Consider the following 23,763-nt stretch of genomic DNA (forward strand, 5'->3'; position numbering starts at 1 on the left):
AGCTACATGTTATAGAGATGTCATTTCCTTCCATTAGTGATACACTTACTCAGAGTGAGAGCATCACTATTTAAAAGCACAAAAAAAGACACAACCCAAAAGGAATGTGTCTTTCTTGAAATATCTTTTGTTTTACTAGAATTTAAATCCCAGTGTAAACATTACGTCGTGAGTTAGACCATCGAATTTCGCGGCTTCCGGTACCGGATAGTAACCTGAACTAGGTGCACTATACGGAAGTTCGTATTCCATCATATCAGTCATTCGGTAGGCAAGGTCGAAAGTGAAACTGCCAAAACGGTAACCTAAACCGGCTGAGTACACATTCAGTTCGTCGTTCGATTTGAATTGATCGTTTCCTAATGAGGTGGATTTATACGCTGTTGGATAATACTCGTAACCGGCACGTAAACTTAAGTTGTTGGTTGCGCGCAATTCGCCACCAACACGGATGTTTCCAACCGATTTATAGGCATCCTTAATTTCCTGATTTTCGGGAGTAAATCCGTAACCATCGCCACCTTTTCTGAGTTTTGCCGACGAATAATCAACATATTCATAATCAACACTGATCAAACCTTTTTTTGCAATAACAAAAGCACCGCTAAATGTTGCACGAAGTGGCGTATGCAATTGATAATCGTAATTGTTTAGAGGTGAATATCCGGCATCATCAACTACGCCAGTGTCTTCAAAATCATTTTTTGAATACATCGATGTATGGAAGAAATCGTGCATGTCATAAAATGTTGGCGTGTGAATCGATGCACCCAAACGAACTTCGTTAATAGGCTTGTAGATTAGTCCAAATTTAAAGTTGTAACCAGTTCCTGTTGTTCTCAGGTAGCTGTCGAATTGCATGTCAACAAAGTTTGGAATTACGTTCTGATCGTCCCATTCCTCGTAAGTGCTCGATTCTCGGTAATAAATATCAGTCACGCCTAAGGTGGCTCCTAAATATATTTTGTGGTTGAAGTTTAATCCAACGGCAAAGTTGTATTCATCTATTGATCCGGTACGGGAAATACTTTTCCTTTGCGATACCGGGTAGTTCTCAACATTCTGGTCAAAAGGATTTTTTTGAATATCACTTCTCCAAAATCCTGCATCTTCATCGTAATACATTATATCGGCACCCGAATTTGTCTCCGAATTGTAATAGGCCAACTCTTCGTAGTAATCGCTCCATCCTGCATTTGGATCTTCTCCATTTCCATTTTCAATCAGGTCATCCAAAAATGAACTTGTTACTCCAGAAGCTCCCATAAGCGAGTTGCTGTTAAAGTCTTTCAGGCGGTTGTAGCCAATTCCAAGGTTAACGCTGATCAAACCAACATCGCTGCGCGAAGCTGTTGGAATAACTGTTACATAGCTCAAATTATTTAAGGCAACGTTGTATTTGTTATCTTCCATCAAGGTATTCATGTAGTTGCCTTCCGTTTTGCCATAAGTGAATTTTGGCGTAACGGTTAATTCCGACGATCGGTAAACTCCCAAACCGGCAGGATTAATACTGATGGAAGTAAAGTCGCCGCCTAATGCTCCAAATGCATTACCCATTGCACCGGCACGGGCGGTTCCGCTAACTTGAATGTTGGAATAACGAAGTGCATCGAGCAAGTCTTGTGCCTGCATAAAAAAGGGCATAAATAGAGCCAGTAATAGTATGCTGAAATATTTTTTCATGGCAAATAGTTTTTGTCGTTAATGATCTTTAATACTATCTTCTTCCACCACCACTACGTGATGAACCACCAGAACTTCTTGATGAACTGCCGCTGCTTCTTGATCCGCCTGAAGAGCTGCCGCTGCTTCTGTAACTGCTACTGCTGCCACTGCTTCTGTAACTGCTGCTGCTACTGCTTCGGGTAGGAGAGCTGCTGTATGTGCTGCTTGATTTGGTAGAAGACGGTGCACGATATGACCGTGAAGAGCTTCCACTACTTGAACTACGGTTGTAGGTAGAACTTGAACGATATGATCTGTTGTAAGTTGAAGTCGACTTTGGTGTCGTGTAATCTGAACTTGATCGATTATTGTTCGAAGTAACTACCCGTGGTTTTGTGTAGTTTGTACGTGCATCGCTACTTGGTCGTGTATAGCTTCGGGTTGTTGTTGCCGAACCCGGACGAGTGTAACTTTGCGTACGTGTAGTAGCCGATTTTGATGTAGTTGTTGCCGGACGAGTAGTTGCACTCGTTGTTCTCCTTTGTTCGGTAAGAACTCTTGCGTTATTTGTTCGCGATCTGTCGGATGTAGCCCTGGTTCTGTCGGTAGTTCCCGATTTGGTTACAGTGCTTGATCCGCGTCGGTTGTTACTAGCCGAAACTGCTGCTGCAGATGATGATCTGCGGCTTGCATCTCCACGGTATACATTGGTACCTGTTGAACGGCGTTGGCCATAAGCATAACCTCTTCCGTAATCGTTGTAGTAACCGCCGCCGCCGTAATAGCCGCCGCCGTACCATCCTCCATAGTAGCCTCCGCCGTACCATCCACCGTAGTATGGTGGGTAATAACCATAGCCCCAGCCATAATATGGGTAATTCCAACCCCAACCCCAGCCGGAATAGAATCCACCCCAGCCAAGCGACCAGCTAAGTGACCATGAAGGGTAGTACCATGACGAGTAATAATAAGGATCGTAGTAAAACGGATCGTAATAACTCCAACTATCCCAATAGAACGGATCATAGAAGGACGGACGGTGGAAACGACGGATACGGTAAGCGTAATCCAGTTCGTCGCCATCGTAATAGTTGTTTATTACGTATTTCATTTCATCGTCGTTGTAGTATACTGTTGTGTCGCTGCCTTCCAGTTCCATTTGGTCCATGTTGTAGCGCAACACATCGGCATCTTCTTCCGAGCCTTCGAAAATATAGTTGTTCATGGTATTGGTACCATCTTCCCCTTTTTCAATATTGCTGATGATCATGGTGTTGGCCGATTTTTCAACCGGTTGTTCCACAACCTCTTCAACTGCTATCGGAGGAGGAACATCACCCGGATTAAAGTAGATGTCGTCGGAATACGTACCAGACACATATCCTCCCGTCGTACAAGCTCCAAGAATGATAGCCAGTAATCCTAAAAATGTTAATCTTGATTTCATAAGGTATCCTCCGTTTATTTAATGTCAATAATAATTACTTTCTTTGTAAGCTCAAAATTTATAGTAGTAAAAACAAAATCTATACCAAATATTAGATTATGGCGAAAGAATTGACCTCGCGTAGCGAGAATTATTCACAATGGTACCAGGATTTGGTGATTAAAGCAGACCTCGCTGAGAATTCGGCAGTTAGGGGCTGTATGGTGATTAAGCCTTATGGCTACGCCATTTGGGAGAAAATGCAGGCCGAGCTCGACCGTATGTTTAAAGAGACCGGACACGTTAATGCTTATTTCCCGCTTTTTATACCAAAATCTTTTTTTAGTAAAGAAGCCGATCACGTTGAGGGCTTTGCAAAAGAGTGTGCAGTAGTTACACACTACCGATTAAAGAACGATGAGGAGAATGGCGGCGTGGTTGTTGACCCGGATGCCAAACTGGAAGAGGAACTGATTGTACGACCGACTTCTGAAACCATAATCTGGAATACGTATAAAAACTGGATACAGTCGTACCGCGACCTGCCAATTCTGGTTAACCAGTGGGCCAATGTTGTGCGTTGGGAAATGCGTACGCGTTTGTTTTTGCGTACTGCCGAGTTTTTGTGGCAGGAAGGACACACGGCTCACGCCACTAAAGCAGAGGCGATTGAGGAGACCGAAAAGATCATTAATGTATATGCTGATTTTGCTGAGAATTTTATGGCTGTTCCGGTTGTAAAAGGTTTAAAATCGGCCAACGAGCGTTTTGCCGGTGCTTTGGAAACGTATTCTATTGAGGCACTAATGCAGGATGGAAAAGCATTGCAGTCAGGAACTTCACACTTCCTGGGGCAGAACTTTGCCAAAGCTTTTGATGTAACTTTTGCCACAAAAGAAGGAAAAGAGGATTACGTTTGGGCAACATCGTGGGGTGTTTCAACCCGTTTGATGGGAGCGTTAATTATGGCGCACTCTGATGACAACGGTTTGGTACTGCCTCCAAAATTAGCGCCTTACCAGGTTGTAATTGTTCCAATTTACCGGAACGAGGAACAACTGGCTGAAATCACTGAAAAGGTGGACGAGATCATCGCCAAATTAAAAGCAAAAGGTATTTCAGTAAAATACGACGACCGTGATACACGTAAACCGGGATGGAAATTTGCTGAATACGAATTAAAAGGTGTTCCGGTACGTTTGGCAATGGGACCACGCGATTTGGAGAACGGAACAGTGGAAGTTGCCCGTCGTGACAACCTGACAAAGGAAGTTACTTCGCTTGACAATATCGACGAGTACGTAGAAAATTTATTGGAAGACATTCAGCAAAATATTTTCAAAAAAGCCTACGATTTCCGTGCTGAAAATACACGCAAAGCTGATACCTGGGAAGAGTTTAAAGAAATATTAACTACAAAAGGTGGTTTTATTTCGGCACACTGGGATGGAACACCAGAAACCGAGGACCTCATTAAAAACGAAACCAAGGCAACTATTCGTTGTATGCCTTTGGAATACGAAGAGGAGGAAGGAAAGTGTATTTACTCGGGTAAACCTTCAAAACGCAGGGTGTTATTTGCATTAGCTTACTAATTTGACGTCATTCCGAGAATCCATTCAAGATATTTTCGATAGAAAGTTGATATGGTCATTTGTACCCCTTTGGCTGTAGCCATTTCCCCTTTTTAGGGGAAACAGTATTTAAGAAAAGTCAGAGGCCATAATATGAAGTAGGAAGATTTTTAGAACTCGCTCTCCTCGTGAGGGGAGCTCCCGGCAGGGTGAGGGGTAAATAACTCCTCGCAAATTAATCAAAATGACAAGAAAAATATAAAAGCAGCTCAAAAGGGCTGCTTTCTTTTTTTTCAGTATTTGTGTACATTTAAAAGCTAATATTTGTACGCTATGACTGAAAAAGAAGTTCGGGCTTCATTCCTTGAAGCACTGGTAATAAAATCAACAGTAAAACAGCAGGTTTACGAGAATACGCAGCAAACGTTCACCATCCTGAAAAAGGTGTTGAATCAGCTTGAAAAGGATTATATAAAGGCGGTAAAAGGGAAGGTGCCCGATGTGGCTTTGCCGCAATACCACGACCGTGGACCGTTTGAGGTGGAGTTTAAAGTAGGCGGCGATTTGCTGATATTTAGTATGCACTCCAATGTTTTTGAGTTCGATGATAAGCATCCGGTTTGGAAAACAAAATACATCGAAGAAGATTCGTTGCGATCGTATTGCGGAGTGATTAATATTTATAATTTCCTGGCCGATTCGTTTAAATACAACCGTGTTAACGACATTGGATACCTGGTGGCACGCATTTTTATCAACAAAGACAAACACTTTTTCGTTGAAGGAAAGCGGCAGTCAGACGAGGTGGTAAAAGATTTTGCCATCGATACCATTTCGCCTGGATTTATTCGGCAAATTGTTGAAACTGCCATTCAGTACAGTATTGAGTTTGATGCCTTAATGCCGGTTTACGATCAGGTTAAAGTGGCCACGGTCGATCAAATGCGGCAAAAAATGAGTCATTCTAAAATGGTTACAGGCAAACGTTTGGGATTTACCTTTAATTCGGATGATGTTTAGAGCCAGATACAGGATACTAGATACTGGATGCTGGATGTGAAAAAAGGATGTCATCTTTATTTTCAGCGTATAGAAAGATGACATCCCTGAATTATGGATGTTTGATACTGGATGCTGGATGCCAATTTGAAAGCTTTATCAGTTTTTATCCGGTGTAAAAAATATAAATTTGCACATCACGTTGAAAATAGAATATTTTAAAGTCAGATAACAGAATGGAAAAAGTAGTAGAACGATTTATCAATTACGCAAAACAATACACCACTTCCGATCCAAAAAGTAAAACATACCCAAGTACCGACCGCCAACTGGTTTTTATGAAAAAACTGGTTGAGGAGTTGAAACAGATTGGACTGAGTGAAGTGGAAATGGATAAATACGGTTACGTAACCGCAACCATCCCCGCCAAGGGGATTAGCGATTGTCCGGTGGTTGGATTTATTTCGCATGTGGATACCAGTCCTGATTTTTCGGGCGAAAGTGTAGAGCCGCAAATTATAGAGAATTACGACGGCTGTACCATATATCTGAAAAACAAGGTTTGTATCGATCCAAAACAATTTCCTGAGCTGTTGAACTACAAGGGGCAGGATATTATTACTGCCGACGGAACAACGTTGTTGGGTGCCGACGATAAAGCCGGAGTAGCCGAGATTGTTACCGCTGCCGAGCTGTTGTTAAATTCGCCGGATTTAAAGCACGGCAAAATCCGCATTGCTTTTACTCCCGACGAGGAGATTGGCAAAGGAACCGACTATTTTGATGTGAAGAAGTTTGGTGCCGACTTTGCCTACACGCTCGATGGCGGCGAAATTGGCGAGCTGGAGTATGAAAACTTTAATGCTGCCGGAGCTACTATTAAAATTAAAGGATTGAGCGTACATCCGGGTGCCGCCAAAAATAAAATGATCAATGCCTTGTTGGTAGCGCATAAATTAATTGCCATGCTTCCTCCGACACAGCGTCCGGAACATACCGAGAAATATGAAGGTTTTTACCATCTCTTATCCATGAATGGTGGGGTGGATGCAGCAGAATTACTGTACTTTATCCGTGATCACGATAAAACCAAATTTGAAGAGAAAAAGCAGTTTCTTACTGAAGTGGTGAAACTGATCAATACCGAATACGGAAGCGAAGTTGTGGAGATGGAAATGGCCGACCAGTACTACAACATGCGCGAAAAGGTGGAGCCGGTAAAATACATTATTGATATTGCAGAGAAGGCAATGATTGATGCCGGTGTGGAACCTAAAATAAAAGCCATTCGCGGTGGTACCGACGGCGCACGACTTTCGTACGAAGGACTGCCTTGCCCGAATATTTTTGCCGGTGGTCATAATTTTCACGGGCCGTTTGAGTTTGTGCCAATTCCGTCAATGTTAAAATCGGTTGAGGTGATTCTGAACATTGCGCAGGCGGTTGGAAAAGTGAAAAAGTAGAATAAAGGCAATCGTATAAAAGCAGTCCATGTTCGATCAATTCATCATCAATAGTAAGGAAAAGCAGCTGATAAAGTCCGGGCAAAAAATATTGCTGGCTATTAGCGGCGGAATCGACAGCATGGTACTGCTGCATTTATTCGAGCGCTCGGAATTTGAATATGGCATTGCCCATTGCAATTTCAGGTTGCGTGGTGATGAGTCGGATGGCGACGAGGCCTTTGTGCGCGAGCAGGTGGAACAACACGGAACTGCTGCTCATTTTGAAACGTTCGACACCATCGAATACGCATCGCTTAAAGGCATATCTATTGAAATGGCCGCGCGTGAGTTACGTTACGGGTTTTTCGAGCGCATCAGCAAAGAGTATGAATACGACTGTATTGTAACAGCTCATCACCAGGACGATCTGATTGAAACTTTCTTTTTAAACCTGTCGCGGAAAACCGGCATAAAAGGGCTTACCGGGATAAAAGAGAAAAAGGGGAAACTGATTCGTCCGTTGTTATTCGCCAGTCGCGAAGATATTGAAAGATATGCTGCTGAAAATTCTATTTCCTACCGAGAAGATTCATCGAATAACGAAGTAGTTTTCCAACGAAACTTTTTGCGACATAAGATTCTGCCTTTGTTTTCGGAGTTAAATCCGGCTTTTAAAAAGAACTTTATGGCCAGTGTCGACAATCTGAAAGTGGCATACGATGTATATAAGGATGCTATTGGTGATGAGATAAAGGCGGTGCTGACCAATGATAAAGAGCAGTCGGTAATTTCCATTCCGGTTTTGCAGAATTCACAACATCCTAAAACTGTTTTGCTGGAAATTCTTTCCGGCTATGGTTTTAATGCCAGTATTGTTGACGCGGTTTATCAAAGCCTGGAAACACATTCAGGGAAGCAGTTTTTCTCGAAAACACACCGGCTGGTAAAAGACCGGGACGCATTATTCATTCAGGAGCTTACTGATGATGAAGACCGCGTTTATTACATCGAAGAGGATGACATGGAGTTATTTGCCCCATTCGATATTTCTATTGAGCGTTTGGATGCCAAAGGTTTTTCGATCATAAAAGAGGCGAATACTGCCTGCGTTGATTTGGAGAAAGTGCAGTTTCCGTTGTTGATGCGCAAATGGAAGCAGGGCGATTATTTCCAACCGCTGGGAATGACAGGTTTTAAAAAGGTGAGCGATTTCTTTATCGACCGGAAAATGCCACTTCACGAAAAGGAAAACACCTGGCTACTGTGCAGCGGCAAAAATATTGTTTGGATTATGGGCCAGCGATTGGACAATCGTTTTAAAGTAACACCATCAACAAAGCAGGTGCTAAAAATTGAAATAGGGTAGAAGCCGGTATTCTTTAGTCAATATTTGCCCAATATCCAATTTGCGATATCAGGAATCCAGGCTCTTCGTAAAAAGTGAAGGGATTATTGATTAAGGATGAATTGGTTGTTATAAGACAGAACGTTAAGAACTACAATTTTACAATTCAACAGTTTAACATTCTGTAGTATCCAGCATCCAGAAGCCAGTATCCAGCATCCAATCCTCCAGGGGCACGAATATGCAACCGTTTTCACAGTGTTATCCCAAAGGGGCACAAAGATAAATCTATCCCTTTGAGTGCAAAGCAACCCGGTTGCCCTCGCTGTCGATAAGCAAGGCCATAAAACCATATTCGTCCGAGATTTTTGTTTTGGGCTGCAGCACCTTGCCTCCAGCACCTTCAACCCGCGAAAGTTCGTTGTTCAGCTCGCCCGAGCGTGCTGTAAAATAAATAACAACACCTTCGGCCGATGGCTTTTGAAAATTGGGGTGGCATACCAGCGATCCGGCAGAGCCGTAGCTTTCATCTATCATCGGGAACCATGCCATATCCAGCGGCCCCATTTGGTTACGATCGAGTTTGATGTCCAATACTGTTTCATAAAATTTTATGGCCCGTTCCATGTCGGTAACCGGCACTTCAAACCAGCCTACTGCGTTACTTTGCATAATCGTTTAATTAAAAGGTTGTTGATATAAAACGAAAATCAAAACAACAGGGTTTTGAAACAAGTTGATTTTTAATCAAATGCCGGAAATTTACTTTTGGGAAAGGAGTTGGATACACTAAGATGGGGTAGGTATAAATGTTGTTGATAGGTAGTAAAAAGAACTTTCTACGATACTGAAATAGACATAGCCGGAAAGCGTATACAAAAAAGGATGCCATCTGTTAAAAGTACTGAACAGAGATGGCATCCTTTTTATAATTTAACAATTCTGCAATTTCGCAGTTTGTCAATTAATCTTCAAAAGTCATCGAGTAGGGGAAACTGCTTGTTTCCGTTCCTCTATTTTTATTGGGTTGGCTGGCCATATCAAAAACCAGCTCCCCGCCATTTTGAATGGTAGCGTGTTTCAGGAAATTTTTATTGTACGATTCACCGTTCAGCACCACATCGTTTACATAAACGTTTTCCTTCGAGTTATTGGTAGCATCAATCACAAACTCGTTGCCGTTTTCAAGCGTTAGCGTAATTTTGTTGAACAGTGGAGAACCCAATACATACTCGTCGGTTCCCGGACAAACCGGATAGAAGCCCATAGAACTGAAAACATACCATGCCGAAGTCTGGCCGTTGTCTTCGTCGCCACAATAACCATCAGCCTGGTACGAGTACAACTTTGTCAGCACTTCGCGAACATGCGCCTGTGTTTTCCAGGGCTGATCAGAATAGTTATACAGGTAAATCATATGCTGAATAGGCTGGTTTCCATGTGCATAGTTACCCATTCCTGCAATCTGCATTTCGCGAATTTCGTGGATGGTACCGCCATAATAGGAATCGTCGAAAATAGGCGGAACAACAAATACCGAGTCGAGCATAGCCACAAAATCATCGTTGCCACCCATCAGTTGTTTCAGGCCTTCAATATCCTGGAAAACACTCCACGTATAGTGCCAGCTGTTTCCTTCAGTAAAAGCATCACCCCATTTATAGGGGCTGAATGGCGACTGGAAAGTTCCATCTTCGTTTTTGCCGCGCATTAACTTGCTTTCAGCATCGTAAACATTGTGGAAATTGCGGGCACGTTGTTTATAAAGGTCAATCTCTTCCTGTGGTTTTCCCAGTTCCTGCGCCAGTTTCCAAATGCAGTAATCGGCATAAGCATATTCCAGTGTGCGCGCTGTGTTTTCGTTAATGCCAACGTTGTAGGGCACGTAGCCCAGCTTGTTGTAATAATCGGCACCATAACGGCCAACAGAATGAATCTGCTCCATGTAGCCCTTGGTGTTTTTTATCATGGCTTCGTATAAAGTCTCAATGTCGTAACCACGAATTCCTTTCAAATAAGAATCAGTGATCAACGATGCCGAGTTGGAGCCGATCATACATCCACGGTGACCCGGACTCGCCCATTCCGGTAGCCAGCCACTTTCTTTGTAAGTATTTACAAGCCCTTCCATAATCTGGCTGTTCAGATCAGGATACATTAGTGTAAAGAACGGGAACACAGCACGGAAAGTATCCCAGAAACCATTGTCGGTAAACATGTAGCCAGGTAATACTTCGCCGTTGTACGGACTGTAGTGTACGATATTATTGTCGGCATCAAATTCGTAAAATTTACGCGGGAAAAGCAAAGTGCGGTACAGGCACGAGTAAAAGGTTTTTTGTTCGGCTTCGCTTCCGCCTTCCACTTTTATCCGGCCCAGTTCTTTTTCCCAAATCTGTTCGCCTTCGGCTTTAATCGTTTCAAACGATTTGTCGCTAATCTCGCGGCTCAGGTTTAATTCAGCTTGTTCGGCACTGATAAACGATGAAGCCAGTTTTACATTTACTTCTTCACCTTTTTGGGTTTTGAAACCAACAATGCCGCCAACGTGAAAGCTTTTAGCTTCGGAACTCTCCAGCAGATTTTCGTCTTTCCAGGTTTTTACCACCTCGAAATCCTTATCGAAAACGGCCACAAAATAATTTTTGAAGTTGGCAGGTACACCGCCATGATTGTTCTGGCAGTAACCAACAATTTTGCGTTCTTCAGGAATAATTTTCACCATCGATCCGCCATCGAAAGCATCCAAAAGAATGTACGAATTGTCGTTCTCAGGAAAAGTAAAACGGAATGATACGGCACGGTCGGTTGGGGTGAACTCGGTGGTTACATCGTAATCGGCCAGATAAACTTTGTAGTAGTGCGGTTGGGTCACTTCGGCTTTGTGCGAAAACCACGATGCACGTTCAGCACCTTTAAATTTCAGTTCGCCGGTAACCGGCATCAGCGAAAATGCGGCGTAATCGTTAATCCACGGACTCGGCTGATGCGTTTGTTTAAATCCCTGAATTTTGTACGAATCGTAGGTGTAACCCCAGCCATCGCCCATGCGGCCGGTTTGCGGTGTCCAGAAATTCATTCCCCACGGACGCGCAATGGCAGGATAGGTATTACCGTTTGAAAGTTTGAATTCCGAATCGGTACCCATTAGCGGGTTTACCAGTTCCACCAGTTTTGTGGGCGTAGTTGTTGGTTGCGTGCTGACTTTTGCAGTGCAGCTAAATAGAATTGCGCCAAGGCAAAACAATAAAAAATACTTCATGGTAGTGAGTTTATTAAGTTGTTGTATAGGTATAAATAAGGCGCAAAAATAGAATTATTTTGTTCAATCCTGTTATTCGTAGCCCGATTTCGGACGACTATCCGTAGCTTGTCCAAATTCCTTATTTGCTTCTGCAGCCATGGTAAATTCCAGCACTCCGCCTTTCACAATATCAGCATGTGTGATATAACTTTTTCCGTAAGGCTCGCCGTTCAGTGTAACCGAATCGATATAAATATTTGTCTTGTTCAGGTTTTTAGCCTTTATCTGAAAGGTTTTGTTGCCCGGCAATTCAATGGTAGCCGATTCAAACAGCGGACTGCCAAAAACATAAACTCCATTGGCCGCATTAACCGGGTAGAATCCCATCGACGATAATACGTACCAGGCCGACATTTGTCCGCAGTCTTCGTTTCCGCAAAGTCCGTCGGGTTGGTCGGTGTACATTTCATTCATAATGAAATTAACCTTTTCTGCCGTTTTCCATTGCTGGCCGGCGAACGCGTACATGTAAGGGATGTGGTGCCCCGGTTCGTTTCCGTGTGCGTACATGCCAATCAATCCCGAAATGTCGCTTGATGCCCCTTCGTTTAATGTTTCTTCGGTAGTAAAAAGCTCATCCAGTTTTTCTGCAAAAGCAGTTTCGCTTTCAAAAAGACCGATCAAACCATTAATGTCGTGCGGAACCAGCCAGGTGTATTGCCAGGCATTTCCTTCGCAAAAATCGTCGGCACGGTGCTCCGAGTGAACCGGGTTAAAAGGAGTACGCCAGCTGTCGTCGGCAATTCTACCTCGCATAAAACCGGTTTCTTTATTGAAATAGTTCTCGTAATATTTTGCTCGTTTGGCAAATAGTTCAAAGTCTTCGGTTTTCCCCAGTTTCTTGGCCATAGCGGCCACACACCAGTCGTCGATAGCATATTCCAGCGCCATTGCCACCGATTCAACAGTTGAATCAGCCGGAATGTAACCTTTTTCTTTTATGAAGTTCAGGCCGCGCTCGTCCATCAACATGGTCGATTTTACGGCTTCAAAAGCTTTCTCCGTATCAAAACCGGTGAAACCTTTCAGATAGGCATCAACAATTACCGGAATAGCGTGGTTACCTACCATGGTGTTGGTTTCGTTGCCATGCAGGTGCCACACCGGAAGTTTGCCTTGCTGATCGTAAATGGCTAGCATTGTATTTACCATATCGTTCACACGATTGGGTTGAACCAGCGTAAGCAGCGGATGGGCTGCGCGATAGGTATCCCACAACGAAAAAGTGGTGTAGGTGTCGTAACCCGGATCGGTATAGTTTTTACCGTCGGCACCGCGGTAATCGCCGTTAACATCGTCGAACAACGATGGTGCAATCATAGTATGATACAACGCGGTGTAAAAGGTAGTTTTTGTTGATGGATCAGTATTTCCAATTTTTATTTTGCCCAATTCGGTATTCCATTTGGTGCGGGCTTGTGCTTTTGTGGCATCAAAATCCCATTGGGCCAATTCGGCGTTCAGGTTATTTTTTGCGCCATCGGCACTCACCGGAGAGATGGCCGTTTTAACCAATAATTCGCCGTTTCCTTCAAATTCAATTTCAACGGTGTTAATTCCTTTGTCGTTTTGGCGTAGAATTTTTAGGCCTTTAATTTCTTTCGAAAACACGCTGTGGAAATACACTTTCTGATCGGCAGCCCATCCTTTTGAATAGCGAAATCCACTGATGCTATTGTCGCCTTCCTGTTGAAGATCGGCTTGGGTGAGTGCATCCCAACCTGTTCCGTACGCCAGGTCGATGATTAATTTTGAATTACCCGAGGCATTAAAGTTGTATCGATGAAAACCTACACGTTCGGTGGCTGTTAGCTCTGCCTGAACATCGTATTTGCTGATATTAATGGCGTAATAACCGGGGCTAACCTGTTCATCATCGTGCGTGTAAAGAGCACTCCATGGGTAAGGTTCATTGGATGATTGTTCGTAGTTGAAATCATCGGAAACAGGCATAAAAAGTAAATCGCCCAAATCGCCGATACCTGTGCCGCTTAAATGGGTGTGTGCAAATCCGATCAGAAGTGAGTCGGAATAATGATAGCCTGAGCACCAGTCCCAGGTTTCCTGTGCATTGTTGGGACCAAGCTGAACGGCTCCAAAAGGCACGTTGGCTCCTACAAAAACATGGCCATGATAATCACTTCCGATATACGGATCTACATAAGCTGAAAAATCTTCAGGTATTGGTGCCTGTGAGCACGATAAGATGATGAACGCAAAAAATGCGTTTACAATTAAAATAAGACGGTTCATTTTGTTGAATTAGGTATGCAATTAAAAAATGCGGAAAAATATCAGTATAATTCCGATGCCGCAAAATTAATTAAATTTTGAAACGCTGGGGTGAAAGTTGTCATGTAAAGAGTTGGTGCGTAAGCTAAATTCTTATAACTCCGGGAAACGATCCGGTTCCACTTCGCGCATCATTTCATAAACATTTCGGAAAAGCAATTCTACGTTGGGTTTCGAGAAATATTCGCCATCGATACCATAAGCAGGGCGGTGCTCCTGAGCCGAAAGTGTTCGTGGTGCGGTGTCTAAATAATCAAACGCTTTTTGTTCCTCGATCACTTTTTGCATCATATATGCCGTTCCTCCACCGGGCACATCTTCGTCCATAAAAATTACTTTTCCTGTTTTTTTTATGGATTCCAGAATGATATGATTAACATCAAAAGGCATCAGAGTTTGCACATCGATCACTTCGATTGAGATACCTTTAAAATCCTGTAAAAGTTTTGCTGCTTTCACTGCATGGTGCACGTTCCACGCATAAGTAACAACGGTAACGTCTGTTCCTTCCTGCATAATTTCCGGAACGCCAAGCGGCACTTTGTATTCACCGTGGTTGGCCGGCAATTTTTCTTTTACATTATAAGCCTTGAGCGGCTCAATCACCAATGCCGGGTCGTTGCCTTCCAAAAGGGTATTGTAAAAGCCTGCAGCTTGTGTCATGTTGCGGGGTACACACAAGTACACGCCACGCATCGATCCCAGTAGCATTTGCATGGGCGAACCGGCGTGCCAGATTCCCTGTAGCTGATGACCACGCGTACGCACAATCAGCGGTGCAGCTTGTCGGCCTTTGGTGCGGTATTGCAGTGTAGCCAAATCGTCGCTTAACTGCGACTGAGCATAAATCAGGTAATCGAGGTATTGAATTTCGGCAATGGGGCGGAAACCACGCATGGCCAAACCAATTCCCTGGCCAATGATTGTTGCCTCGCGGATACCGGCATCATCAACACGTACTTTGCCGTATTTCTCCTGCATGCCTTTCATTCCCTGGTTTACATCGCCCAGTTTTCCGGTGTCTTCACCAAAAGTTACCAGGTTCGGGTATTTTGTAAATAGCGCATCAAAGTTTTTATTTACAACCACCGATCCGTTTACTTCGCTTGCATTATCATCGTATTCTACTGCCACTTCTTTTACATTCAGGGCAGCGTCAGCTCCGGTGCGGTATAATTCTCCATTGTAAAAACCGGCTGTACGTTCTTCAAAACGACTGATCCATTCTTTTAAAATGTCGCGTTCATCTTCCAGCTCGGGCATGGTATGAAGTTCCAACTTTAGTCTTTTTGCAAAACTAAGGTGCGATCTTCGCGTTGGAAAAATTTTATCGGTTACTTTTTCAAAGCGTCGTAAACTCTGCAGTTCACTTCGCTTATCAATTCTTTTCAGAATTTTGATCAACTCAGTTCGTTCATTCTGATAGCCTTCGGTATAATTGTTCCACGCTTTTTTGCGGGCTTCTTTAGCTCGTTTTTGTGCCGATTTTTCAATCTCAGTCAGCATGTCTTCATCGGCAATGCCCGAATCCAACAGCCATTTGCGCATTTGGTTAATTCCGTCGTATTCTTTTTCCCATTCCAGGCGTTCTTTTGTTTTGTATCGCTCGTGCGAGCCCGAAGTAGAGTGCCCCTGTGGCTGTGTAACTTCATCAATATGAAAAACCACCGGTGTTTGATTTTTCCGGCAATTTTCGATTCCTTCTTTAAATGTTTTTACCAACTCCGGATAACTCCAGCCTTTACATTTATAAATGTCAACACCGTTGCTGCCCTTTTCTTTGGCAAAACCTTTCAGCGCTTCCGAAATGCTCGATTTTGTAGTTTGCAGTTCAATTGGCACGCTAATTCCAAAACCATCATCATAAACCGCAATGGCAAGCGGAACCTGCAGCACTCCGGCAGCGTTTATTGTTTCAAAGAAAATCCCTTCGCTTGTGCTGGCATCGCCAATACTGCCAAACGCTACTTCATTTCCGGTAACATTGTTGTTTAGCTGCTTTTGTAATTCGGGTTGTTCACGAACCATTTTCGAGGCTTGTGCCAGCCCCAGCAATCGGGGCATTTGCCCCGCTGTTGATGAAATATCGGAAGCCGAATTGTACTGATCGGCAAGATCTTTTATCTCTCCCGAATCGCTAATGTTTCGCGTACTAAAATGGTTATTGAAATTTCGTCCTCCGGTAGAGGGATTGATTTCGTCGTCGGTATCGCCGTAAATCATGGCAAAAAACTCTTCCGGTTCCAGCAATCCCAGTGCCAGCATAAAGGTCTGATCGCGGTAATACCCCGAGCGCCAGTCGCCTTTTTTGAAATTCTTGGCGTAAGCAATTTGGGCAATTTCTTTTCCATCGCCAAAAATACCAAAGTGCGCACGTCCGTTATGCACCTCGCGGCGCCCCATTATACTTAGCTGGCGGCTGAGGCTTGCAATGTAATAATCCTGAAGTGCTTCTTTTGCAGATATCTGGTTCTTTGTTACCGGTTTTTCCTTTTCTAAATACATAAACGATTCTTGTTAATCAGTCGCAAATAAAACGAATATAAGTCAGAAATGTTTAGCTAAGGTGCTAATTTAGAATGCACTAAAAGGTGCATATAATTAGGGATTTTTGGTTATTAAGACTAAAAAGTATCTATTTGAAAATGAAACGAATGGTTAAGTTGTTTTTTGCGTATTTTCTCATTGATGGGCTTATAATTCAGTAGTTGAATTTTCGCTTTCTTTTAAATAGTTCATTTTAAAAATAAATTGCCAAATGCAGAGGGGAATTCTGCTAATTTCAAATTATTCTTATTTCTGAAACGTTTTTCGTTTGTAACTGTAAATGCTGAAGACGTTTGCATTATATTCAGCAAATTAAGAGCAAAAAATAGTGCATTTGCATAGGTTAAACCGGCCATTTTTGTGTCTTAGTAAATACAGAAATCAATTAAACCACATATCATGTTAAAAAATTTTAGTCTACTGTTTTTATTTGTATTCATGTGTTCGTCAGTTTTTTCTCAGGACGTAAAAGAATGGGAAGATCCCGCAGTTTTTAATATTAACCGTACCGATCCGCACGCCAGCTTTTTCCCTTTTGAAAGTGAACGATTGGCGTGGGACAATAATAAGAATGAGTCGGCTTATTTTCAGTCGTTAAATGGCATTTGGAAATTTAATATTGCCACAAATCCGGAAGGGCGCCCTGTTGATTTTTACAAAACCGATTATGATGTTAGCAGTTGGGCCGATATAAAAGTGCCCGCGAACTGGGAACGCCAGGGATTTGATACAGCAATTTATGTAAATACAAGGTATCCGTTTTGGATGATTGCGAACGAGCGCCCAAATCCGCCGCACATTCCATCCGCTTATAACCCAGTAGGTAGTTACCGCCGAAATTTTACGATTCCTGAAAATTGGGAGGATCGTCAGATCTCTATACATTTTGGAGCTGTAAAATCGGCGTTTTACATTTGGGTAAATGGCGAAAAAGTAGGGTATAGCGAAGGTTCAAAAACGCCAGCCGAATTCGATTTAACTGAATTTGTAAAACCCGGAGAAAATACGCTGGCCCTTGAGGTGTATCGCTGGAGCACCGGTAGTTACCTCGAATGCCAGGATTTCTGGAGAATTAGCGGTATTGAGCGTGATGTATATTTACAGGCCACTCCAAAGGTTCATGTGCGCGACTTTTTCGTACTCGCCGGTTTAGATGAAAATTATAAAAACGGAACCTTTTCGCTGGAAGTAGAAGTCGAAAACTACACCGGAGCCAATACCGAAGATTATACCGTTGAAGCCAATGTTTTAACCCTGGATAAAAATCAAAAAATACTTGATTTCTCAGAAACTTCAACCGTTGGAGCGGAACCGGCAATGTTTCAGTTTAACGCCAGTGTTGACAATCCTAAAAAATGGTCGGCCGAGCAACCCAATCTGTATAAACTGATGATTGTTTTAAAAGATGCTGAGGGAAATACGGTTGAAGCAATTTCGCACAACATTGGATTCCGCACTGCTGAAATTAAAAACGGCCAGTTTATGGTGAACGGAAAAGCGGTGTATGTGAAAGGAGTTAACCGTCACGAGCACGATCCCGACGAGGGACACGTAATCAGCCGCGAAATGATGTTAAAAGATATTCAGCTGATGAAAGAATTTAACATCAATACGGTGCGTACCTGCCATTATCCTGACGATCCGGAGTTTTATGTGCTTTGCGATTTGTACGGATTATATGTAATTGATGAAGCCAACATCGAATCGCACGGAATGGGTTATGGCGAAGAAAGTTTGGCTAAACATGCCGAATGGGGGCCAATGCATCTGGATCGTACTCGCCGCATGGTGGAACGCGATAAAAACCACGCTTGTATTGTTACGTGGTCGTTAGGAAACGAAGCCGGCGACGGGATAAACTTTGTTGCCACTTACAATTGGATTAAAGAACGCGATAAAAGCCGGTCGGTGCAGTACGAGCGTGCCGGGTTGGCCGACCACACCGATATTTTCTGCCCAATGTATATGGGTATTGAGGGAATCATCAATTATGCAAAAGGAAATCCCGATCGTCCGTTAATCCAATGTGAATATGCGCATGCGATGGGTAACAGTTGTGGCGGTTTGCAGGATTACTGGGATGCTATTGAAGCGTATCCGGCTTTGCAGGGCGGTTGCATCTGGGACTGGGTGGACCAGGGATTGCGCGAAGTGGATGAGAACGGCAGAATGTATTACACTTATGGCGGCGATTACGGTACCAACAAACCCAGCGACAACAGTTTTTGTATGAACGGCTTGGTAAACCCCGATCGTCTTCCAAATCCACAATTATGGGAAACGAAAAAGGTTTACCAGAATATTGCGATAACAGCAGACGACTTAGCTTTCGGTAAGTTTACCATCCGAAACAAGTACTTTTTCACCAACCTAAATGAGTTTAGCCTGTTGTGGACCGTTAAAAATGCAGAAGGAATTGTTGCACACGGAAGGATTGCTGAATTAAATGTAGAACCACAGGCCGAAAAATCAATTAGCATTTCGTTACCCGAATTACCGGAACTCAAAGCCGGACAAAGTTATGTGCTGAAATTTTCGTTGGTTACCAAAAATAGAAAAGGTTTGGTAAAAGCCGGTCACGAACAGGCCTGGGAAGAATTTGTATTGCCAACACAATCGGCTGCTTATGCAACAGTGGAGAACAAAGGTGAAATCTCAGTTCAACAAAACGATGCAGAATACGTTGTTCTGGGTGAAAACTACCAGTTAAAAATCGATGCTGAATCAGGTATTATTTCATCGTATATTTTCAACGGAAAAGAAATGATGAAACAGGGGCCACGATTAAACTTTTTCCGTCCGCCAACAGAAAACGATATTCGCGACCGCAATGGTTACCGAATTTGGGAAAAAGCCGGATTAGATCAGTTGGAGCAAACCGCTCAAAAACCAGAGCTTAAAAATCAGGCCGACGGTAGTTTGCTGCTGATTTTCCCTGTAGCTTTAAAAAGTCCTTCTTCGGAATTTTCGGCTGTAGTGCAGTACCATATTTTTGGCGACGGAACATTTAATATTTCAAGCGAAGTTAACTTGCCTAACTCAATTGCTGCTGTTGCAAAAGTGGGTTTGCAAATGAAAATGAAACGTTCGTACAACGAAGTGAACTGGTATGGTTTAGGCGGTGTTTCAACATATCCCGATCGTAAAAGTGGTGGTAAATTCGATTTTTATTCAACTACTGCCGAAGCCTTATACGACCATAACATCGTTATTCCGCAAGATAATTGTAACCAATCGGGCGTACGATGGGCCTCGGTTTCGAACCGCGAAGGAAACGGATTTTTGTTAACTGGTACAACAGAAATGAATTTCAGTGCTTATCCGTATGATGATGCCGAAATAACAAAAGCACGACACCTGAACGAGTTGGATGAAGCCGATTTTGTAACCGTTAATTTCGATGCACTGGTTACCGGCCTGGGAACTGCCACTTGCGGCCCCGGAATTTTACCTCAGTATGTAGCAACAAGCGGCATTTATCGTTTCGATGTTACTTATTCGCCGGTGCAGTTTCAGCAAAAAAGTATTTTTGAATATGCCGCTGAAAAATACCCGGTAACCGAACTTTTATTGGCTCAGTCTCCGGTTTTGGAACAAAACGAAGACGGCGTAGTTTCGATAAGTTCTGCTGAAAATGCTGATCTTTTCTATTCGGTGAATGATGCGAAATTCAAGGCCTATAAAAAACCATTCGACCTTAAAAAGGGCGGAAAGGTTGCGGTTTATGCCCAGGTTAAGGGGAAAATGAACAGCAATCAGGTGATTCGGTATTTTGAAATGAGTAAAGAGAAATGGACCGCTACAGCCGATTGCAGTTACCGGGGAAACGAACCTGAGATGGCCATTGATAACAATCCGGAAACAATATGGCACTCCGATTGGAGCGATGAAAAACTGGTGCAGCCACACTTTTTACAAGTAGATATGGGAGAAGTGCTCGAGTTGAAAGGATTTAGCTATTTGCCGCGACAAGACTCATGGAATGGCCGCATTGCAACCTACAATTTCGAGGTAAGTGCCGATGGCGAAAACTGGGAAACGGTTGTTGAAAATGGTCGTTTTGCTTATTCCGACGATCGTCAGGAGAAAATGTTCGACAAAACCTACGAGGTGCGCTATATGCGAATTACGACCTTGCGCGAAGTCCGTCGCAGCTTTTATAGCTCGATTGCTGAATTGGGTGTGATTTTGTAATTCAATAAAACGGCTGAGGAAAAGAGTACTTTTCTGAAAGTTTCATAAGATATTATTGGATCCGATCTGAATAGTTTTAGCAGATCGGATCCTTGTTTTTTGGGAGTGAAAATAATGGATAAACTGTTCTTATTTACGGATGGAAGTGTGCATGTTCAATCGAAAATCGGATATGGTGCCTTCCTGTTTCTTTCTGAAAAGGAACTGGAAGCCGAAACGTTAAAGCAGCGTGTTCAGGTCAAGCGGTTTGAAAATACGTCATCTACACGGCTCGAATTGCAGACCTTACTTTGGGCTTTATCGGCATTAGAGACAAACAACATAAAAGTTGTGGTTTTTACCGACTCACAGAATATTACGCAGCTAGTGGAGCGCCGTAACCGATTGGAGGAAACTAATTTTTGTTCGAAAAGCGGAAAGCCGCTTAAAAACGCCGACTTGTATAAACAGTTTTACCAAATGTTGGATGCTTTACATTGTGAGATTATAAAAGTGAAGGGGCATCAACCAACACGTTTAAAAAACGAGATAGAAGGGGTTTTTGGTTTGGTTGACAAAGCTTCAAGAAAGGCGTTGAGGGCTGGAATGTAACGACCTTACAGATGAAGTTTATTGGTTAAAACGAAAAGGGCACGATTTCAACCGTGCCCTTTCAATATTTTATTCAACAATAATTTCATCAACAAACAGCCAGGCCGGGTCGCCGGCTCCGGCATGACCTTTCGGACAAACACCCAGGTTTTTAACCGTTACACGCAAATAATGGGCTGAAGCTTTTTTGTTTACAACAAGTTCCTGTATCTGCCGTTCACCGTCAGAAGTGCTCACTTTATTTTTAACTAACCCGATCTTTTTAAAGGTTTTTCCATCGTCAGAACCTTCAACAAGCATTTGCGTGGGGTAAAAAATCCATGCGCCGGTATTTTGCAAAACACCAACTTTAACCGTGCTAAAATCGGTTTTATTTCCAAAATCAACAGTGCCTACAAAGTCATTGCCATTAAATCCTTTCCAGTTTCCATCGGCATGGTTGGTGCTTCCTTTTATACCGTTCACCAAGGCATATTCTCCGGTTGATTCGTAGCTTTTGCTGTTCGCAAATTTCTGATCTACTTTACATGCAATGGCTTTATGAATGAAAAAATCGGTGGCCAGCGGTTCGGTTTTTAATTCACCATCCTGAATTACCACGGCTTTAACCGTTCCCGATTTATTGATAGAAAATGGTTGGGTGTATTTTGTCGAATTGGCCGTTGGCTCTGATCCGTCGGTTGTGTAATAAATTGTTGGATCATAGGCCTCGGTGCTTAATTCGATTTTAATTGACTTGTTCTCCGGATCGAGTTCCGGTTGAGCCGCAACCTGGAAAGCACTGGTGGCATAATTAATGCCCAGTTTATCGAAACGTTTGTACTGGCTTTCCATTCTTTTTGAGAAACCGGCCCAGTCTTTTGCATCTTTTGGCGACCATAATACTTCTGAAAGGGCACTCATTCGCGGCATAATCATATACTCTACATGTCGGCCGTTGGGCATGTATTCTGTCCAGATGTTGGCTTGTGCACCAATAATATGTTTGGCTTCATCGGCGCTCAGTTCTGCAGGAACAGGTTCGAAGTTATATACTTTTTTCAAGGTGATATTCCCGCCAAAAGCTGTTGGCTCCAACGAAGGATCGCCCTGGTAATAATCGAAGTAGCAGTGCGATGTTGGCGACATTACCACATAGTGGCCTGCTTTTGCTGCTCTGATACCCGGATCGGCACCACGCCACGACATTATGGTTGCTGTTGGATCGAGTCCCCCTTCCAGAATTTCGTCCCAGCCAATTAACTGGCGGCCATTTTTGTTCAGGAATTTTTCAATTCGTTTAATAAAATAGGCCTGCAATTCGTGCTCATCTTTTAAACCTTCATCGCTCATTCGTTTTTGGCAAAGCTCACATTTTTCCCATTCGGTTTTTGTGGCTTCGTCGCCTCCAATATGAATGTAGTTTGAAGGGAAAAGTTCCATAACTTCTGTCAGCACATCTTCCAAAAAGTTAAAGGTTTCTTCTTTTCCTGAGCAGAAAATATGGGTGATTGGCCAAACTCCGCCCGGAGGAACCGGTTGGTATTCGCCGGTGCACGAAAACTCGGGATAGGCAGCCAGCGCCGACATAACGTGAGCCGGCATTTCAATTTCAGGAATTACCGTTACGTGTTTTTTTCGGGCGTATTCAACAATGGCTTTTACTTCCTCCTGCGAATAAAAACCGCCATACTTTGGTTCGTTTTCTTTTACCGGTGCTTTTCTTGAGTTCCAGTCCAGATCCTCGCGGTCGGCACGATAAGCGCCAATTTCGGTCAGTTTTGGGTATTTTTTTATCTCAATGCGCCAACCCTGATCATCTACCAAATGCCAATGGAAAACATTCATTTTGTGCATCGCGATGTAGTCGATGTATTTATAAATGAACTCAGTTGGCATAAAGTGCCGCGACACATCGAGATGTAAACCGCGCCAGCCAAAACGTGGATAATCGGTAATATCCATGCAGGGCAGGGTAGTGCCATCAGTTGCCGTTAACAATTGCCAGATGCTTTGCATTCCATAAAATAAACCGGCAGTTGTGTTGGCATTCAAGAATACACGATCGTTTTGAATGGAGAGTGTATATCCTTCGTTACCGATTTTGGTATCGAGCGGATTGTTGAGCTGGATAAGAATATTGCCCTCCTTTTGTGTTGTTGGAGCAACAATCGTTGGAGTATTTCCTGTTGCGCTTTTTAGCAGCTCCTTTGCCAGCTCGGCGAACTCTTTTTCAATTTCGTTGGAGGCGTTAAAAAGAACTTTGGTGTTGTCGGTAATTTTAAACGTTCCCTCTTTTTTTACCACTGATACCGGCTTGGGCACGATGTTGGCAGATTGGGCAAACACGCCCAGGCTGATTATCATGACGACGGATAAAATGATAGCTTTCTTCATTG

At 43.2% G+C, this 23,763-nt stretch carries 13 protein-coding genes; 6 read left to right on the forward strand and 7 right to left on the reverse strand.

The window, feature by feature from the left end:
- Positions 1-135 precede the first annotated feature (135 nt).
- A complete protein-coding gene (locus BMW53_RS09050; RefSeq protein WP_038560227.1) occupies positions 136-1,686 on the reverse strand; it encodes an OmpP1/FadL family transporter in 1,551 nt (516 codons plus the stop codon).
- A 34-nt stretch (positions 1,687-1,720) separates the two neighbouring features.
- Positions 1,721-3,115, reverse strand: coding sequence for a hypothetical protein (locus tag BMW53_RS21445; protein WP_051567912.1), 1,395 nt, complete (start codon positions 3,113-3,115; stop codon positions 1,721-1,723).
- A gap of 98 nt (positions 3,116-3,213) precedes the next feature.
- Here BMW53_RS21445 and proS point away from each other — a divergent pair, with 98 nt between their 5' ends.
- The 4 genes from proS to tilS all read left to right on the forward strand — a co-directional run bounded on the left by proS (position 3,214) and on the right by tilS (position 8,478).
- Positions 3,214-4,689 (forward strand): proline--tRNA ligase, encoded by a 1,476-nt coding sequence (gene proS, locus BMW53_RS09060; RefSeq protein WP_038560230.1) that lies wholly within the window; start codon positions 3,214-3,216, stop codon positions 4,687-4,689.
- 312 nt (positions 4,690-5,001) lie between these two features.
- The gene (locus BMW53_RS09065) at positions 5,002-5,688 is read left to right on the forward strand and encodes a hypothetical protein (protein WP_038560233.1); all 687 of its coding nucleotides are present in this window, start codon (positions 5,002-5,004) and stop codon (positions 5,686-5,688) included.
- 215 nt (positions 5,689-5,903) lie between these two features.
- Positions 5,904-7,130: a peptidase T gene (pepT, locus tag BMW53_RS09070; RefSeq protein WP_038560236.1), complete on the forward strand. Its 1,227-nt coding sequence runs from the start codon at positions 5,904-5,906 to the stop codon at positions 7,128-7,130.
- 28 nt (positions 7,131-7,158) lie between these two features.
- Positions 7,159-8,478, forward strand: coding sequence for a tRNA lysidine(34) synthetase TilS (gene tilS / locus BMW53_RS09075; RefSeq protein WP_038560240.1), 1,320 nt, complete (start codon positions 7,159-7,161; stop codon positions 8,476-8,478).
- A 267-nt stretch (positions 8,479-8,745) separates the two neighbouring features.
- Here the strand turns inward: tilS and BMW53_RS09080 are convergent, their stop codons facing one another.
- The 4 genes from BMW53_RS09080 to BMW53_RS09095 form a co-directional block, all read right to left on the reverse strand.
- On the reverse strand, positions 8,746-9,129 hold the full coding sequence (locus tag BMW53_RS09080; RefSeq protein ID WP_038560243.1) for a VOC family protein: 384 nt from the start codon (positions 9,127-9,129) through the stop codon (positions 8,746-8,748).
- Between the two features lie 292 nt (positions 9,130-9,421).
- Positions 9,422-11,719, reverse strand: a complete 2,298-nt coding sequence (locus tag BMW53_RS09085) for a GH92 family glycosyl hydrolase (protein ID WP_038560246.1) — start codon at positions 11,717-11,719, stop codon at positions 9,422-9,424.
- A 72-nt stretch (positions 11,720-11,791) separates the two neighbouring features.
- Positions 11,792-14,014 (reverse strand): GH92 family glycosyl hydrolase, encoded by a 2,223-nt coding sequence (locus BMW53_RS09090; protein ID WP_038560249.1) that lies wholly within the window; start codon positions 14,012-14,014, stop codon positions 11,792-11,794.
- 132 nt (positions 14,015-14,146) lie between these two features.
- Positions 14,147-16,558 (reverse strand): alpha-ketoacid dehydrogenase subunit alpha/beta, encoded by a 2,412-nt coding sequence (locus tag BMW53_RS09095; protein ID WP_038560252.1) that lies wholly within the window; start codon positions 16,556-16,558, stop codon positions 14,147-14,149.
- A gap of 441 nt (positions 16,559-16,999) precedes the next feature.
- Here BMW53_RS09095 and lacZ point away from each other — a divergent pair, with 441 nt between their 5' ends.
- Positions 17,000-20,794, forward strand: a complete 3,795-nt coding sequence (gene lacZ / locus BMW53_RS09100; protein WP_081804860.1) for a beta-galactosidase, LacZ type — start codon at positions 17,000-17,002, stop codon at positions 20,792-20,794.
- 114 nt (positions 20,795-20,908) lie between these two features.
- Positions 20,909-21,385 (forward strand): ribonuclease HI, encoded by a 477-nt coding sequence (locus BMW53_RS09105; protein ID WP_038560255.1) that lies wholly within the window; start codon positions 20,909-20,911, stop codon positions 21,383-21,385.
- Between the two features lie 69 nt (positions 21,386-21,454).
- On the opposite strand, the gene BMW53_RS09110 is transcribed toward BMW53_RS09105, so the two are convergent.
- Positions 21,455-23,761 carry a glycoside hydrolase family 20 protein gene (locus tag BMW53_RS09110; protein ID WP_038560258.1) on the reverse strand — a complete coding sequence of 769 codons (2,307 nt, stop codon included), beginning with the start codon at positions 23,759-23,761 and terminating at the stop codon, positions 21,455-21,457.
- Positions 23,762-23,763: the final 2 nt, after the last annotated feature.

The organism is Draconibacterium orientale (assembly GCF_900111425.1).
GTDB lineage: Bacteria > Bacteroidota > Bacteroidia > Bacteroidales > Prolixibacteraceae > Draconibacterium > Draconibacterium orientale.